General features: G+C 60.3%; 9 protein-coding genes. 6 read left to right on the top strand and 3 right to left on the bottom strand.

Annotated features, from left to right (window positions below; genetic code table 11):
- Positions 1 to 47 precede the first annotated feature (47 nt).
- The 3 genes from ACE4QZ_RS25345 to ACE4QZ_RS25335 form a co-directional block, all read right to left on the bottom strand.
- Positions 48 to 860 (bottom strand): aldo/keto reductase, encoded by an 813-nt coding sequence (locus tag ACE4QZ_RS25345; protein ID WP_021783832.1) that lies wholly within the window; start codon positions 858 to 860, stop codon positions 48 to 50.
- Positions 857 to 2032: an NAD(P)/FAD-dependent oxidoreductase gene (locus ACE4QZ_RS25340; RefSeq protein ID WP_021783831.1), complete on the bottom strand. Its 1176-nt coding sequence runs from the start codon at positions 2030 to 2032 to the stop codon at positions 857 to 859. Before ACE4QZ_RS25340 ends, ACE4QZ_RS25345 begins: the two co-directional genes overlap by 4 nt.
- 1094 nt (positions 2033 to 3126) lie before the next feature.
- Entirely contained in the window at positions 3127 to 3459 is a 333-nt protein-coding gene (locus ACE4QZ_RS25335; protein WP_004577390.1) for a DMT family transporter, read from the bottom strand.
- An 86-nt stretch (positions 3460 to 3545) separates the two neighbouring features.
- On the opposite strand from ACE4QZ_RS25335, the gene ACE4QZ_RS25330 reads away from it, so the two are divergent.
- The 6 genes from ACE4QZ_RS25330 to ACE4QZ_RS25305 all read left to right on the top strand — a co-directional run bounded on the left by ACE4QZ_RS25330 (position 3546) and on the right by ACE4QZ_RS25305 (position 15734).
- The gene (locus ACE4QZ_RS25330; RefSeq protein ID WP_021783849.1) at positions 3546 to 4436 is read left to right on the top strand and encodes a LysR family transcriptional regulator; all 891 of its coding nucleotides are present in this window, start codon (positions 3546 to 3548) and stop codon (positions 4434 to 4436) included.
- Between the two features lie 11 nt (positions 4437 to 4447).
- Entirely contained in the window at positions 4448 to 5719 is a 1272-nt protein-coding gene (waaA, locus tag ACE4QZ_RS25325) for a lipid IV(A) 3-deoxy-D-manno-octulosonic acid transferase (RefSeq protein ID WP_021783850.1), read from the top strand.
- 238 nt (positions 5720 to 5957) lie between these two features.
- Positions 5958 to 8102, top strand: a complete 2145-nt coding sequence (locus ACE4QZ_RS25320) for a type I secretion system permease/ATPase (protein ID WP_021783851.1) — start codon at positions 5958 to 5960, stop codon at positions 8100 to 8102.
- Complete coding sequence (locus tag ACE4QZ_RS25315; protein WP_028698119.1) at positions 8099 to 9517, top strand: HlyD family type I secretion periplasmic adaptor subunit; 1419 nt, start codon at positions 8099 to 8101, stop codon at positions 9515 to 9517. The genes ACE4QZ_RS25320 and ACE4QZ_RS25315 overlap by 4 nt, the downstream gene beginning before the upstream one ends.
- A gap of 26 nt (positions 9518 to 9543) precedes the next feature.
- On the top strand, positions 9544 to 10317 hold the full coding sequence (locus tag ACE4QZ_RS25310; RefSeq protein WP_135192559.1) for a hypothetical protein: 774 nt from the start codon (positions 9544 to 9546) through the stop codon (positions 10315 to 10317).
- A gap of 5 nt (positions 10318 to 10322) precedes the next feature.
- Positions 10323 to 15734: a S8 family serine peptidase gene (locus tag ACE4QZ_RS25305; RefSeq protein WP_031322451.1), complete on the top strand. Its 5412-nt coding sequence runs from the start codon at positions 10323 to 10325 to the stop codon at positions 15732 to 15734.
- Positions 15735 to 15827 lie beyond the last annotated feature (93 nt).

Raw genomic sequence — 15827 nt, 5'->3', positions numbered from 1 at the left:
TTGCGTCGGGTCAGTCTCCAGGCCCTGAGTCGTAGGCCTGAGGTAACTCAATGCTGGCCCAGGATGCGGGCGACGGTGGCCACATTGTGGGCCAGGTGCAACGGGTTGATGGTGCCGACAATAGCACTGCTGACGCCCGGGTGGGCGAACAGCAGCTCGAAGCTGGCCTGCACCGGGTCGACACCCGGGGCCAGGCAGATGTGCCCGCTCGCCAAGGCCTTCTTTACCAGGATGGCCTTGCCGTGTTCGGCAGCGTAGTCCAGCACCGGGCGTTCTGCCTGTTCGTTGAGGTTGTAGGTGACCATGGCGCAGTCGCCTTGCTCCAGCGCTTTCAGACCGCCGGCGACGGTCTTGCCGGACAGCCCGAAACCGAGGATCTTGCCCTCCTGCTTGAGTTCGGCCAAGGTCTGGTAGACCTCCTGCTGTTCTAGAATGGCCAGGTCGTTGCCATCGGAATGCACCAGCACCAGTTCGATGCGGTCGGTTTCGAGCCGGCGCAGGCTGCGCTCCACCGAGCGGCGAGTGTGGGCGGCGCTGAAATCGAAATGCGACAGGCCTTCCTCGAACTCTTCACCGACCTTGCTGACGATTACCCATTCATCACGTTGGCCGCGCAGCAGCGGGCCCAGGCGTTCTTCGCTGTGGCCATAGGCCGGGGCGGTGTCGATCAGGTTGATGCCAAGCTCGCGGGCCTGAGCCAGTAACAGGCGGGCGTCTTCATCGCCGGGGATAGTGAAGCCCGTGGGGTACTTCACGCCCTGATCGCGACCCAGCTTGACCGTGCCGAGGCCCAGTGGCGAGACCTTGAGGCCGGTGCTGCCCAGCGGGCGATGGAATTTGTGCAGGGTTGGCAGGCTCATGGCAGCAGTTGCTCCCAGGCCGGTACGCCCAGCGGAGGGCGTGGCAGGTCGGTCAGGTCGGCCTGTGCTTGTGGACGAATGCCGTCGCGCTCCAGGTGGCTGATCACCCGGTCGCTGAAGTCCGGTGCCAGTGCCAGCTTGGTCGGCCAGCCGACCAGCAGGCGCTGCTGGTCGGCAAGGAAGGCGTTGTCCGGGCGTACTAGGCCGGATTGTGCCGGCTCAGCGCGGTCGACGCGCAGTGTGGCCCAGCGCACCAGGCTCTGGTCGACCCATGGCAGCAGGCTGGCGATTTCCTTCTGCGCTGCAGCAATCTGCGCTGCAGGCTCGCGCGCCACGCCATCGGCTTCGGCCAGGTCCCCACCGAGGTACCAGACCCACTGGCCATCGGCTGCCGGATGGGTGGTCACCGTCACCCGAGGCTTGGGCCCGCCGCCGAGGCAGTGGGCGTACAAAGGTTTGAGGTTCGGGCCCTTGGCCATGACCATGTGCAGCGGGCGGGTTTGCATGGCCGGCTGATCCAGGCCCAGCGCCTGCAGCAAGCCTTCGGTGCCGGCTCCGGCGCTCAATACGATGCGCTGGGCACGGATTTCCCGGTCGTCCACGCGCAGGCCAACCAACGCATCACCTTCACGCATGGGTTCGATGCGTTCACCTGCCAGCAAGGACTCGCCGGCCAGCTCGGCCAGATTGGCCAGCAGGCTCGGGACATCGATCACCAGTTCCGCCAGGCGATACACCTTGCCCTTGAACGCGCGGTCCTGCAGTGCCGGTGGCAACTGGTCACCCTTGACCTGGTCGACCCGGCCGCGCACGGCCTTGCTGGCGAAGAAGCTTGTGAGGTTGCCGGCCAAGGTGCCCGGCGACCACAGGTAGTGGGCATCGGAGAGCAGGCGGGTACGCCCGAGGTCGAGTTCGCCGTTGCCGGCCAAGGCCTCGCGCCAGCGGCGCGGCATGTCGGCGATGGCTTCCGAGGCGCCGGTCAGGGCGCCGTGCAGGGCGTATTTGGTGCCGCCGTGGATGATGCCCTGCGACTTGATGGTCTGCTCGCCGCCAAGGCTGGCGCGCTCCACCAGCACTGTCGAGTAGCCCAGGCGGCGCAGGCGGGCATTGAGCCAAAGGCCTGCGACCCCGGCGCCGACGATCAGCACGTCAGTGGAAATGGCAGATGGCATGGCGATACCTCGAAGACTGGGACAGCTGGCAAGTATACAGGGTCAGGCACACGGGGGATCGTGTGAGGGCTAACAGAGGCTCGCCTTGAGGTTTTTCGCGCTTGTTAGATCGAGCGCCGCCCGCGCGGCGCATCGCGAGCTGCGCTCGCTCCTACGTTTGTTTCGGGCCAATTATTTCTGGGGGATTTGCGCGCGGGCGCTTTGGGGCATGTCGCGATATTGCGCCGAACAAACAAAACGGCCGCGCGCGCCTGTCACGGGCGTTACTGGCCCGAAACAGACGTAGGAGCGAGCGCAGCTCGCGATGCGCCGCGCGGGCGGCGCTCGATTTCAGCAACGGCATAACATCCACGGCAAACATGCCCGGCCATTGCGCAACCTCATGCCATGCGGTGTGGCGTGCCATGCGCCATGGCTTTAAGGGTATGGCGTTAGAGGTGCGTCGTCTTGGAGACCGAGCGCCGCCCGCGCGGCGCATCGCGAGCTGCGCTCGCTCCTACGTTTGTTTCGGGCCAATTATTTCTGGGGGATTTGCGCGCGGGCGCTTTGGGGCATGTCGCGATATTGCGCCGAACAAACAAAACGGCCGCGCGCGCCTGTCACGGGCGTTACTGGCCCGAAACAGACGTAGGAGCGAGCGCAGCTCGCGATGCGCCGCGCGGGCGGCGCTCGATTTCAGCAACGGCATAACATCCACGGCAAACATGCCCGGCCATTGCGCAACCTCATGCCATGCGGTGTGGCGTGCCATGCGCCATGGCTTTAAGGGTATGGCGTTAGAGGTGCGTCGTCTTGGAGACCGAGCGCCGCCCGCGCGGCGCATCGCGAGCTGCGCTCGCTCCTACGTTTGTTTCGGGCCAATTATTTCTGTGGAATTTGCGCGCGGACGCTTTGGCGCATGGCTCGATATCGTGCCGTACGAACCAGGCGGCCGCGCGCGCCTCTTGCAGGCGTTACTGGCCCGAAACAAACGTAGGAGCGAGCGCAGCTCGCGATGCGCCGCGCGGGCGGCGCTCGATCTACCCGACACCCCAAAAATCAAGGCAAGCACCAGGCAGCCCTGGCACGACCTCCAGCCAGACGCAGGGCAAACATCAATGCCCAGCCGTCTTCGAAAACAGCTGAATCACCACCACGCCACCCACGATCATGGCCATGCCAAGCATCGCCGGCATATCCAGCTTCTGCCCATAGATCACCAGCGCCGCCACACTGATCAGCACAATCCCCAGGCCCGACCAGATGGCATAGGCAATCCCCACCGGAATGCTGCGTACCACCAGCGTCAGCATCCAGAACGCAATGCCATAGCCAACCACCATCAGCAGCAGTGGCAACGGCGTGCTCAGGCCTTTCACCGCCTTCATCGAGGCGGTGGCGATGACTTCGGCGCAGATGGCAATGGCGAGGTAGGTATAGGCATTCATGGCGGGATCCTCCGTTACTGAGCGGGCATTCTAGACGTTGCCTGGATGGGGTAAAGTCATTACCTATCAATTTGGGAGATAGGTTGATGGCCGAGCAGTGGAATCTTGAACAATTGCGTACCTTTCTGCGCGTTGCAGAACTGCGCTCGTTCTCCGCGGTGGCACGTGAGCAGCACAAAGCCCAGTCGGCGATCAGCAGCGCCATCGCGCTGCTCGAAACAGACCTAGGGGTCACCCTGTTCGAGCGCAGCAGCGGCCGGCAACCGAAACTGACTGAAAATGGCAGCGCCTTGCTGGAAGACGCCCGCGAATTGTTACGCCAGTGCGAACGCCTGGATGGCCGCGCCCTGGCCCTGATGCGCGGGCAGGAGGCCTTGCTGCGGGTCGCGCAGGACGAAGCCATGCCATATCAGCCGGTGATCGACAGCCTTGACGAACTGGCTAGCCGCTACCCGTTCCTAGAGGTGCAATTGGCCAGTGGAGCCCAGGGCGATGTGGCGCGCAAGCTGGTGGAGCGGCGCGCCGATCTGGGCCTGTTCTTCCTCCACGAAAGCATCCCGGCTTCCTTGGAACGCCGTGCCTTGGGCAGCGTGGAGATGGTCACGGTGTGCGCGGCCGGCCACCCGCTGGCAGGCGAAGGCCGGGTCACCCGCCAACAATTGGCCCGCCACCGGCAGTTGCTGATCACGCCACAACAAAGCGGTTACCCTGGCGGCGAGGCGATCAGCCCGCAGGTATGGCGTGCCGACAGCTTCTACGCCATGGCCGAACTACTGATGCGCGGCCTGGGCTGGGCCTGGTTACCCCGGCATGTGGTGCAGTACCCGACCTACCAGGCGCACATGGTCGAACTGGACAGCGATTGGCGGCCGCCGGCTTTGGTGGCGGAGCTGGCCTGGCGCCGTGATGAGCCTCTGGGCCCGGCCGCGCAGTGGCTGGCCGAGCGCTTTGCAGTGCACCTTCGCGCGATCGGGTAGAATTCGCCGCCATGAACAGAACTCTCTATACCTTGTTGTTTCACCTGGGCCTGCCGCTGGTTGCGCTGCGCCTGTACCTGCGCGCGCGCAAGGCGCCGGCCTATGGCCAGCGTATCGGCGAGCGTTTTGCTTTCAAGCTGCCGGCCATGCGCCAGGGTGGCATCTGGGTGCATGCGGTATCGGTGGGCGAGAGCATTGCGGCCGCACCCATGGTGCGTGCCTTGCTCAAGGCTTATCCGGAGCTGCCGATCACACTGACCTGCATGACCCCTACCGGCTCTGAACGCATCCGCGCCATGTTCGCCGACGAACCGCGCGTGCAGCATTGCTACCTGCCCTACGACCTGCCTTGGGCGGCGGGGCGTTTTCTCGATCATGTGCAGCCTAAGCTGGGCATCATCATGGAAACCGAGCTTTGGCCCAACCACATTCACCAGTGTGCCAGGCGCGGCATTCCGGTGGCGCTGGCCAATGCGCGCTTGTCCGAGCGCTCGGCCCGTGGCTATGGGCGCTTTGCCAGGCTTACCCGGCCGATGCTGGCCGAGATGAGCCTGATTGCCGTGCAAACCGAAACCGAGGCCCAGCGCTTCCGTGACCTGGGTGCACGCCCTGAGCGCGTGCAAGTCACCGGTTCGATCAAGTTCGACCTGAAGATCGACGAACAGCTGCTGCCGCGCGCCAAGGCATTGCGTGAACAGTGGGGGGGCGGCCAGCGTCCTGTGTGGATCGCCGCCAGCACCCACGAAGGTGAAGATGCCTTGATCCTGCAGGCGCATCGGCAGTTGTTGCAGGTGCATGGCGATGCCTTGCTGATCCTGGTGCCGCGCCATCCCGAGCGCTTCAATGCAGTGCATGCGCTGTGCAGCGAGCAGTTCCCCACCGTGCGCCGCTCTGCCGGCACGCTGGTCGATGCGCAAACGCGGGTATTGCTGGGCGACACCATGGGCGAACTGCTGTTCCTGTATGCCCTGGCCGACATTGCCTTCGTCGGTGGCAGCCTGGTGCCGACCGGTGGGCACAATCCGTTGGAGCCTGCGGCGCTGGCCTTGCCGGTGCTCATGGGGCCGCATGTGTTCAACTTCCTCGAAATCAGCGCGATGCTGCGCGAGGCGGGTGCGTTGCAGCAGGTGGATGATGCTGACGGGCTGGCCGGCGCGGTGCGCCGTCTGGTGGAACTGCCGCAGGATGCCCAGCGCATGGGCGAGGCGGGCAGGGCGGTGATGCGGGCCAATCAGGGGGCTTTGCAGCGATTGCTCGAGGGTCTGGGGGCCTTGATCCGCTGATAATCGACATATCCACTCAAAGACCCGGTCTAGAGTGGGTATGTCTGATTCTGGTTATTTATTCCTACGGCGTAAGTTATAACTTCCTACACTGGATTTCTCGCCGTTAGGAAACTTCCTACGAATAGACTTTAAAAGTCAGAAGTGTCACACGCTTGTGTCGGAAGCTTGTAGGACGTTTGTCCTATTGCTTCGGGCTAGTATCGCCTCATGTCCGGTTTTCATAAGAGGTGGCGTGATGGCTGATTTATCTGATGGCAATGCCAACACTATTGAAAGTGGGCTGGTGTGTCTTATCACGCTGGCGCGTTACCATGGTGTTGCCGTCTCTGCCGAGCAGTTGCAGCACGATCATGCAGCAGCGGGTGAGCGTTTCTCTACCTGCACACTACTTCGGGCATTTCAGCAACTTGGCCTCAAGGCCAGACACCGCAGCGTCGATCCGGCCCGGCTGCAGCAGACGCCCTTGCCCGCTATTGCAGTGGATACGCGTGGTGAATACTTCATCATCGCGCGCGTGGAGGGCGAGAAGGTTCTGGTGCAGGACCCCCATTCCCGCGCGCCGCAAGCGCTGACCTTCGCGGAACTGGTGGTGCGCTGGTCGGGAGAACTCATTCTGGTTCGCTCCGATGCCCAGTTGCCCCTCGGGCTGTCACGCTTCGACTTTACCTGGTTCATTCCTGCCCTGGTGAAGTACAGGCGGCTATTTGGCGAAGTGCTCGTGGTTTCCCTGGTCATTCAGATACTGGCTTTGCTGACGCCTTTGTTCTTTCAGGTGGTAATGGACAAAGTCCTGGTGCATCGCGGTTTGACCACGCTGGATGTTATCGCCTTGGGTTTATTGGTCGTCGTTCTGTTTGAAACATTGCTGAGTGGGTTGCGTACCTATGTGGCAGCTCATACAGCGTCAAGAATCGATGTCGAACTGGGTGCAAAACTGTTCAGGCATTTGATCGATCTTCCCACCGCCTATTTTCACGCCAGGCGAGTCGGTGACTCGGTTGCCCGAGTGCGAGAACTGGAGAACATCAGAAGTTTCCTGACCAACAACAGCATCACGCTAGTGCTGGATGTGCTGTTCTCGGTGGTCTTCATCGCTGTCATGTTCCTCTATAGCGGATGGTTGACGCTGGTCGTCGTTGGCTCGCTGCCTTTCTATTTTCTCGTATCCTTGGTCGTTACTCCGCTACTGCGGGCGTTGATTGATCAAAGCTTCCAGCGCGGCGCCGAGAACCAGGCCTTTCTGGTCGAGGCGGTCAACGGCATCGACACACTGAAGTCGATGGCCGTGGAACCTCAGGTGACCCGGCGCTGGAATGATCAGTTGGCCGCTTATGTATCTGCCAGTTTCAAGACCCAGAACCTTTCCAGTATCGCCAATGAAAGCGTCGGCCTGATCGGCAAGCTGGTCACGGTAGCCACCTTGTGGCTGGGGGCCCGGCTGGTCATCGAAGGCGCACTCACGGTGGGCGAGCTGATCGCCTTCAACATGCTCGCAGGGCGCGTGTCGCAGCCCATCATCCGCCTGGCCCAACTCTGGACCAGCTTCCAGCAGACAGGGGTATCGATTCAACGCCTGGGTGACATTCTCAACACCCGTACCGAGGTCAACCAAGGCAAGGGCACGGTGCTGCCCACACTTGTCGGGCAGATCGAGCTCGATCGTGTGTGTTTTCGCTATCGGCCGGACGGGGGCGAAGTCGTGCGCGACGTCAGCCTGAAGATCGCCGCCGGAGAAGTGATAGGCATTGTAGGTCGCTCGGGGTCAGGCAAGAGCACGCTGACACGCTTGATTCAGCGGCTGTACTCACCCGAGCGGGGGCGGGTACTGCTCGACGGTGCTGACCTGGCGGTAGCCGATGTGGCGTCACTGCGTCGGCAGATCGGTGTGGTGTTGCAGGACAACGTGCTTTTCCGGCGCACCGTGCGCGAGAACATTGCCCTCGGCAACCCAGCGGCACCGCTTGAAGAAGTGATCGCCGCAGCGACGCTGGCGGGTGCTCACGAGTTCATCCTCGAATTACCGGATGGCTACGAAACCCTGATTGGTGAGCACGGCGCCAGCCTGTCGGGTGGGCAGCGACAGCGCATAGCCATCGCCCGAGCGCTGTTCGGCAACCCACGCATCCTCATTTTCGACGAAGCCACCAGTGCGCTGGACTATGAGTCCGAACGGATCATCCAGCAGAACATGGCGCGGATTTGCGCGCAGCGCACGGTCATCATCATTGCCCATCGGCTCTCGGCAGTACGCCATGCCGACCGCATCGTGGTCATGGAGCGTGGGCAGATCATCGAGCAAGGGACTCATGATGAGCTGCTGGGTTATCCACAGGGCACCTATGCCTACCTGCATCAACTGCAGCTCGGGGCCGCCGTATGAGTGTGGCGTTCAAGGACCTTGCCGAGCGCTACCGGGATGCGTGGATAACGGCATGGCGAAAGCGCCGGAGCATGGACGGCCCCGTACGTGAGCCCGACGAACTGGCCTTTTTACCTGCGGCACTGTCCTTGCAGGAAACGCCAGTGCATCCCTTGCCGCGCTACCTGCAGTGGAGCCTGCTGATGTTCATCGGGCTGGCGCTCGCCTGGGCTTGCATCGGTGAGATCGATGTCATCGCCAGTGCCGAAGGCAAGATCGTGCCCAGTGGCAGGAGCAAGTTGATACAGGCCAGCGAGGTCGCGGTGGTGCAGTCGATCCACGTCGTCGATGGCCAGCCGGTGCGCAAAGGCGATGTGCTGGTCGAGCTGGAAGGGCAGTTGACCGAGGCTGACATCAAGCGCCTGGGCAGCGAACTGCTGGCTGCACAGATCGACCAGGCCCGCGCCAGCACACTGCTGAGTGCGCTGGACGGCGATGTGGCACCTGCCTCCCTGGCACCATTGATACCGCAGGCCACGGCCGCGCAGCAGGCAGGCGCGCAGCGCTGGCTGGAGGGGCAATACCTGGAGTTGCAGGCCACGCTGGAACAGGCCGATGCCGAAATCGGTCAACGCGCTGCCGAAATCCGTTCCGCCCAGGGCCGGGCTGACGCGCTCCGGCAACTGTTGGTGATCACCCGCCAACTGACGGCGGATTACAAGCTGTTGTTCAGCGAATCGGCCGTGGCCAAGCACACCTACCTGGAAAAGGAGCAGGCCCGCCTGGAGCAGGAACGCGAACTGGCACTCCAGCGCTCGCGCATCGACGAACTGAACGCTGCACGGCTTGCTGCTCAGCACCGCCGCAGCGGTGCCATTGCCCAACTGCGCAGAGCCATGCTCGATCTTCACGGTGAGGCGCAACGGCGCATTGCAACCCTTGAGCAGGAGTTGAACAAGGCCGAGCAGCGGCATCGCCTCAAGGTACTGACATCCCCCGTTGACGGCACCGTCCAGCAGTTGGCGATCCATACACAGGGCGGGGTGGTTACACCCGCGCAGACACTGATGGTCATTGTGCCGACGGGCGAGCCGGTGGAAGTGGAAGTGAAAGTCGAGAACAAAGATATCGGCTTTGTATATCCCGGGCAGCCAGTGGAAGTGAAAGTTGAGACGTTCACGTTTACCCAGTACGGGGTTGTCCCGGGGGTGGTGGAGAGTATTTCTGACGATGCCATTGAAGATGAGAAGCGAGGGTTGGTTTATAGCGCTCGAGTCCGCCTGGGTAAGGAAATAATGCGTGTAGGAAAACAGGATGTTCCGTTGACGGCGGGTATGTCAGTGCGTGCGGAGGTTATTACGGATAAGCGCAAGGTTATAAGTTATTTTCTAAGACCTTTGCGGCGACATGTGCAGGAAAGTTTAACGGAGCGCTAAGTGATTACTTGTGAGGGCGATAACAGATGGGCGCGAATCAGCTACGAGAAAAAAACGGCTGGAGAATGCTGTACGAAATTATATGGAATGCACTGAGGGTTAGCGCCGCCGTCGCGTTGTGTCTTCCCGCGAGCTGTGTTGCTTTAGTAGTGGCGACTGTTGCTTTAAGCGAGAAATCGAAGCCGGTAGCACCCCCTGCACCAAAAGTATGTGGTGTGGTGTCCGGTGTTATGTATGAGTTTTCAAGCGAATATGTTCCTTTCTGGCCGGAATATGAGGATGAAGGAAGTTATAAGAGAGGGGCTGGCGGCGTTGATAGAGGGTGTGAATCAAATTTATATTCTTTAAGTCTGGCCATGAACTGGCCTGAGTTAACGCCGGGAAACTATTTCTCAGAGACGTTTAGTGGAATCGTAGTGACGATTGAACCATGGCCCGCCGGTGAGAGGGGACTGCGCGAAACCTTTGATTTTTTCATTTCCGAGGCAACTCATAAGCAGCGAGAGGCCAAGGTGTTTGATAGACAATTAGGTTTGAATCGAGTGGAAGGTGTTGATAGCGTTTTCCCCAATTCACCACGGATGATTTTCTGGTCTGAAAGAAATGGGTACATGGAGCAAATTGGAAGGTGTAGTTGGAGTAAGTATAGGTCTAAATACCATCGCTGTCATTTTAGATATTTGCTGGAGGACAGTAAAGCTATTGTAAAGATTGATTTTGGATGGGACGAATTGAGCGAGTGGGGTGAGATAGCATCGCGTGTAAAAATCTTCTTGGCTTCTAATGGTATACAAGGATAATTTTTATGATGAAATTAAGCCATTCTGATATCGAGCTTGCAAGCGAGTTGTTAACAAAAGAAGGTCCGTCGGCGATGTATGATAAATTAGCCGAAAAAGGTGATAAATATGCGGTGCTCGCAAATGGTGTGGCTCGGGGGAACAGCATTGCAGGTGTGGCGGCGATAAACTACATGAAAGGCGTAGCCGCAGAAGCGGGTATGCCAATGCGCGATGAAGATGTTGAAGCCATCCGTTTTAATATGGCTAAGGAATATCTGAATGCGTTAAAGGCGCATGCGGTGGATGGTTTTGTTTCAGGGCCAATACCTCAAGCTGCTATAGCGAATTTCCATAAGCAAGTATTTGAAGGTTCCGGATATCCTGAAAGCGCTTGGACCCTTTATCCCATATTTTTAGGATTGCCAGAAGAAAGTAAACAGATATATTGGGGACTGGTTTTGTCCTCTGCGGGGGATCCCGCGAAGGAGCTAGAGCTGGCAGGGCGTACCCATGCTTTTATGAGCCAAAAAAGTGTGTTGGGTTCAAAAGAGGTAATTGGAGCTGCTAGAAAGTGGTTTCATCATATCGAAGCACCCACGGGATGGTTCGATCTTGCGTCAACTACTTTCGACAAACTGGTTGATTTTTTCATACATCAAGATACTGGTTTAGGTGGAGGTGCATCAGACGCCTCAATCAAAATCGAAATCACCCCCACAACCGAATCCCGCCGCGACCTCCAAGGCCAGGACGATATCCGCAATGACGTCTCCAACGGCTACGTCGATCGTCGCCTGACCCACAGTATCGCATTCACCGACAGCACCCTCGACAACACCGACTTCACCTCCGCTCAGTTGGGCAGTTTGGCCACCGGTGGTGTTCGCCCTGGCGAGCTGCAGATCGACCCCAACGTGCGACCCAATCAGCATCTGGCTCAGTTCTATCGTGATGGCAATGAACAACCGGATTTCAGCCTGCGCAATGCCGTGGTACTCAACGGGTTGGCAGCAATGACCACGGTGAACACGTTTGTCGACCCGCTCTTGCTCGACCTCAGCGGCAAGGGCGTTGGTCTGACGGGTATCGAGGAAGGCGTACTGTTCGATATCGATAACAGTGGTTCACTGCGCCGCACCGGCTGGGCAGACCGGCTGACCGGCATGCTGGTGCATGACAACGGTACCGGCCAGGTGAGCAACGTCAGCCAGCTGTTCTCCGAATACTACGGCGGCAAGGCAGGCAGCGACGGCAGCTCTGGTGAAACACCGTTCAAGGATGGCTTCGCCGCCCTGGCAAGTGTCGACGCCAACGCCGATGGCGTCATCAACGTTGAAGACGCCATCTGGGCGCAATTGAAGGTGTGGGTCGATGGCAACCATGACGGGCGTGCCGATGCCGGTGAGCTGAGGGCATTGCAGGAGCATGGCATTAGCCAGATCAGGCTCGGCCAGGTCGAGCCGGTAGGAGAGGTGCGTCAGGGTAACGAGGTCATTTCCCGAGGCGCTTTCACTGTTAATGGTGAGGACCGGGAAGTACTGGCGGTGAGGTTTCTCGCCGATACCGTCGGTAATCGGATCGAGGCCCAGGAGGGTGGCACTCTACTGACTTCGTCAAGCGGGCCCACTTCCCGAAGGGCCTACATCAGCCAGAGTGCTCAAGGCAGCACGCTGGACGCCGCAGCGCTCGGCGTACAGACGCTGTACGGCAGCGCGGGCGATGATGTCTTGACCGCGGCCCCAGGGGGCAGTTGGCTGGTTGGTGGCGGTGGCAGCAACACCTATCACGGCGGGGCGGGCGACGATGTATTCGTGATCAGTGCCAGCGACGATTGGGCGAACATGCAGGGCAATGGTGGGCGCGACACGGCACTGATCGTGGGGGAGCATGGCGTTGGGCTGAACATGGCCAAGGCCGGGCTGACAATTGCGCAAGGCGGGCGGGGTAAGGACATCATCGCCAGCGGCGGTCAACGCGGAGTTTTCATAAAGGGCGGCTCGGGCGACAGCTTGCTGATTGGCGGTGGCGGCAACGATGTGCTGGTTGGCGGTACGGGCCGTAACGACATCATTGGCGGTACCGGCAAGTCGGTGATCTATGCGGGCCCCAAGGGGGATCGCATTCAGGCCTCGGCGGGCGGAAGTATCATTTACGCCGGTGGTGGCGCTGATCGGATTACGGGCGGTGCTGCCGATGACGTGATCGAGGCCGGACGCGGCGATGCCACGATTGACGGAGGCGCGGGCACCAACCTGGTCAGTTTGCATGGTGCTCACGACGAGTACCTGATCACACGTACCGAATCGGGCCACCTGATCACCGACACCGTGGCGGGACGAGATGGCCGTCTGAGCTTGAGCAACATCCAGAAACTCAGCTTCGCCGACATTGCTGCCATCGATCTTCTCGGCGGGGGCGCCATGCCAATCGGCGACAGGCTCTCGCCTGAGCAACTGGCTACATTCGCCACCACTGACACGGCGCTGATAGTCCCTGCAACGGCGCTGCTGGGCAATGACCAGCCACTTGGCAGCAGCGGGCCATTGCGCATCGCCTCAGTCAGCGCTGGCAAGGGTGCAACAGTGCGGCTGAATGAGCAGGGTGATGTGGAGGTCACGCCGTTGCCAGGCCATGACGGTGATGTCAGTTTCCGCTACGACTTGGTCGATGCTGCCGGCAATGCGTCCATGAGTGTGACCGAAGTGGGCAGTGCTGCATCAGCACCCTTGCGGGCAACGGTAACGTTGCGCCATGAACAATCCCCCGCTGACCCGCTGTCGGGGCGGCAGTGGTACCTGGACGAGATCAATGTCGCGCCGGTATGGCGTGACTTCACGGGCAAGGGGGTGAGGATAGGGCAGTTCGAGCCGGGTGGGGAGTTTGCCGTGGCACCGGAAATCTTCGACATCGGGCACCCCGATCTCAAGCCGAATATCGATCCTATCTGGCTACAAACTCAACGCACTAATGGCACGCTGCCCGCTCTGGCGTCCAATCACGCCACTCAAGTGGCTGGGGTCATGGTTGGCGCGCGCAATGATCAAGGAGGGATCGGCATCGCATATGAGGCGAAGATCGGCGGGCACTACCTGGCCAACAAAGGCGATGACCTGACCAATCTGGGGCAAATGGTCAACTACGACATAGCCAACAACAGTTGGGGTTTCAAAACGGACTTCGGACTCACAAATGTTCCAGAAGGAAAAGTCGATACTGCTCTGGCGCTGGCATTCAGCACTACGCTTGCCGCCACCAACGGCCGTGGCGGGCTAGGCACCATCGTCGTCGCCTCTGGTGGCAACCAGCGCCATAAAGGCGGTAATGCACAGGGCTCGCTGACCAACAACAACCGCCACGCCATTGAAGTGGCGGCCATCAACGCAAAGGCAGACCTCTCGGTACTGCAAGCTGCCACGGCACCCTTTTCCAATCCAGGCTCCAGCTTGCTGGTCGCTGCACCGGGGAGCCATGTTTTATCCAGTGGCGTCAGCCTTGAAGCGGAGCGCGGTGCGTCGGTCGGCAGCGCCTACAGCACGACTCAGGGCACCAGTTTCGCCGCGCCGATCGTCTCAGGCGTGGTGGCGTTGATGTTGCAGGCCAACCCGGGGTTGGGTTACCGGGATGTTCAGCAGATCCTCGCACTGTCTGCGCGCAAAGTGGATGACGCATCAACCCAATGGGCTTACAACGCAGGGCGCAATTGGAATGGCGGTGGCATGCACGCCAGCCACGACTATGGCTTTGGCATGATCGACGCCCGCGCCGCGGTGCGCCTTGCCGAGTCCTGGGGGAGCCGGGCGACCAAGGCCAATGAACGGCTGCTGACAGCCAGCAGTGCACCAGTGGCTCAACAGGTTGCGGCGGGACAGGTTGCGACTTTGTCTTTGACCCTGCCGGCTGATTTGCTGGTGGAGCATGTGGAGGTCGATGTCCACTCGATGGTCGGCCGCCTTGGCGACATGACGCTCACGCTGGTGTCGCCTGGCGGCACGCGCAGCGTACTGCTCGATCGCACAGGCAAGGCGCCGGGCTCGGGTGATGACGATCTGGGCGATTCGCGTTCAGGGGCGTTCAAATATGGGTTCATGTCGACCCATCATCGCGCAGAGCGCTCGGCTGGGGAGTGGAAACTCGAGGTGCGTAATGCTGTTGCTGGCTTACCGTTAACGCTTGATCGCTGGACGCTGCGCCTCGTCGGCAGCCCCGGCACCACCGATGATGTCTATTACTTCACCGACGACTACGCGAACCTGGTGGCAGAAAACCCAGGGCGCGCGAAGCTTGACGATGCCATCAGCGGCACCGCTGGCGGGCGCAATACGTTGAACGCGGCTGCAGTAAGTCGCAGTATCTCGGTGGATCTGGCCAGCGGCAGCGCCAGTATTGCCGGTGCGGCGCTCACCATAACCTCTGGCTCGGTGCAAAACCTTATCAGTGGTGATGGCGACGATACCTTGATCGCCGGGCCCGCCGGGGCATTACTGGATGGTGGCCGTGGGTACAATCTCCTCAAGGGGGGTGAGGGTACCGACCGCTTTGTCATCCACAGGCGTGCAGGCGGTAACGATGTACTCAAGCAGTTCGAGACTTCGCGTGAGGTGATCGACCTGGTCGGCTTTGGTGGTTCAGGGTTTGCTGACTTGCAGATGCAACAGGACGGCAATTCGACTGTGCTCGACCTTGGCAGTGGGCAGAAGCTGACGATTGCGGACACTACGATTGCTGAACTGCGGTCAGCGAACTTCCGTTTCCTTGACGCTTTCACCGCTGCACCAGGTTATTTCGAGGGCAGCCCTGAAGAGCAGACGACCCCGCCTGTCAACGCAAATGTTCTGCTTACCGGTGGTGCAGGTGGCGTGTCGCTTGCCAGTGACGCATCCGGGCAGTTGGTGGCTTCGTTGGCAGGCACGATATATTCCCCGCCGACGGTTGCGCCCAGCGTGTTTCTGGTGACAAAACAAGAAGGTGTGAGCGATTACAAGAACACCCTTCGGGGGTTCCGACACGGTATCGACAAGATTGACCTGACCCAGGTAGGCATCAGTCGCTTCGAGGATCTGCACGTCAGCAAAGTCCAGCGCTTCAAACTCAATGACTTTGCGCAGATCCACGGTGTAGCCGTTGATACTCAGGCAGTGCCGGGGCAGGAAGGTATTGTGAAGATGCTGTACCTGGATGCGCTCGAAGTTGCGCAGGTGACAGCGGAGGACTTTATCTTTGCGCAGCCGGCAATGGTCACATCTGAAGCGGTTGCCGTGCCAGAAATTTCCGCCCTTTCAGCAGGGTCATCGCTGTTTGCTGTCGAGCACTCGCTACCGAGCCTGGGGAATCTTGTTGACGCAATGGCTGCGTTCGCCCCTGAACCTGCGGGGCCTGCGCTAATTGGTGATATGTCGGTTCAACGCATCGACTCGACGATTGCCGTAGCCGCCTAGGCGTTGTCGTTCAGGGCTAGAGTGATAGTGGAGGCCTATCGCCAGCAAGCCAGCTCTCACAGGTGCATCATGCCTTCAGGCCTGGCACCGTGT

The organism is Pseudomonas sp. DCA-1 (assembly GCF_046523955.1).
GTDB classification, from domain to species: domain Bacteria; phylum Pseudomonadota; class Gammaproteobacteria; order Pseudomonadales; family Pseudomonadaceae; genus Aquipseudomonas; species Aquipseudomonas putida_Y.
The sequence above is the reverse complement of the archived record's forward strand: the minus strand, read 5'-3'. Positions and strand labels throughout refer to the sequence as shown.

Bases quoted from the DNA above. Each gene is read 5' to 3' on its own strand.
- ACE4QZ_RS25345 (WP_021783832.1), bottom strand. From the start codon at position 860: ATGAGCCTGCCAACCCTGCACAAATTCCATCGCCCGCTGGGCAGCACC.
- ACE4QZ_RS25340 (WP_021783831.1), bottom strand. From the start codon at position 2,032: ATGCCATCTGCCATTTCCACTGACGTGCTGATCGTCGGCGCCGGGGTC.
- ACE4QZ_RS25335 (WP_004577390.1), bottom strand. From the start codon at position 3,459: ATGAATGCCTATACCTACCTCGCCATTGCCATCTGCGCCGAAGTCATC.
- ACE4QZ_RS25330 (WP_021783849.1), top strand. From the start codon at position 3,546: ATGGCCGAGCAGTGGAATCTTGAACAATTGCGTACCTTTCTGCGCGTT.
- waaA (WP_021783850.1), top strand. From the start codon at position 4,448: ATGAACAGAACTCTCTATACCTTGTTGTTTCACCTGGGCCTGCCGCTG.
- ACE4QZ_RS25320 (WP_021783851.1), top strand. From the start codon at position 5,958: ATGGCTGATTTATCTGATGGCAATGCCAACACTATTGAAAGTGGGCTG.
- ACE4QZ_RS25315 (WP_028698119.1), top strand. From the start codon at position 8,099: ATGAGTGTGGCGTTCAAGGACCTTGCCGAGCGCTACCGGGATGCGTGG.
- ACE4QZ_RS25310 (WP_135192559.1), top strand. From the start codon at position 9,544: ATGGGCGCGAATCAGCTACGAGAAAAAAACGGCTGGAGAATGCTGTAC.
- ACE4QZ_RS25305 (WP_031322451.1), top strand. From the start codon at position 10,323: ATGATGAAATTAAGCCATTCTGATATCGAGCTTGCAAGCGAGTTGTTA.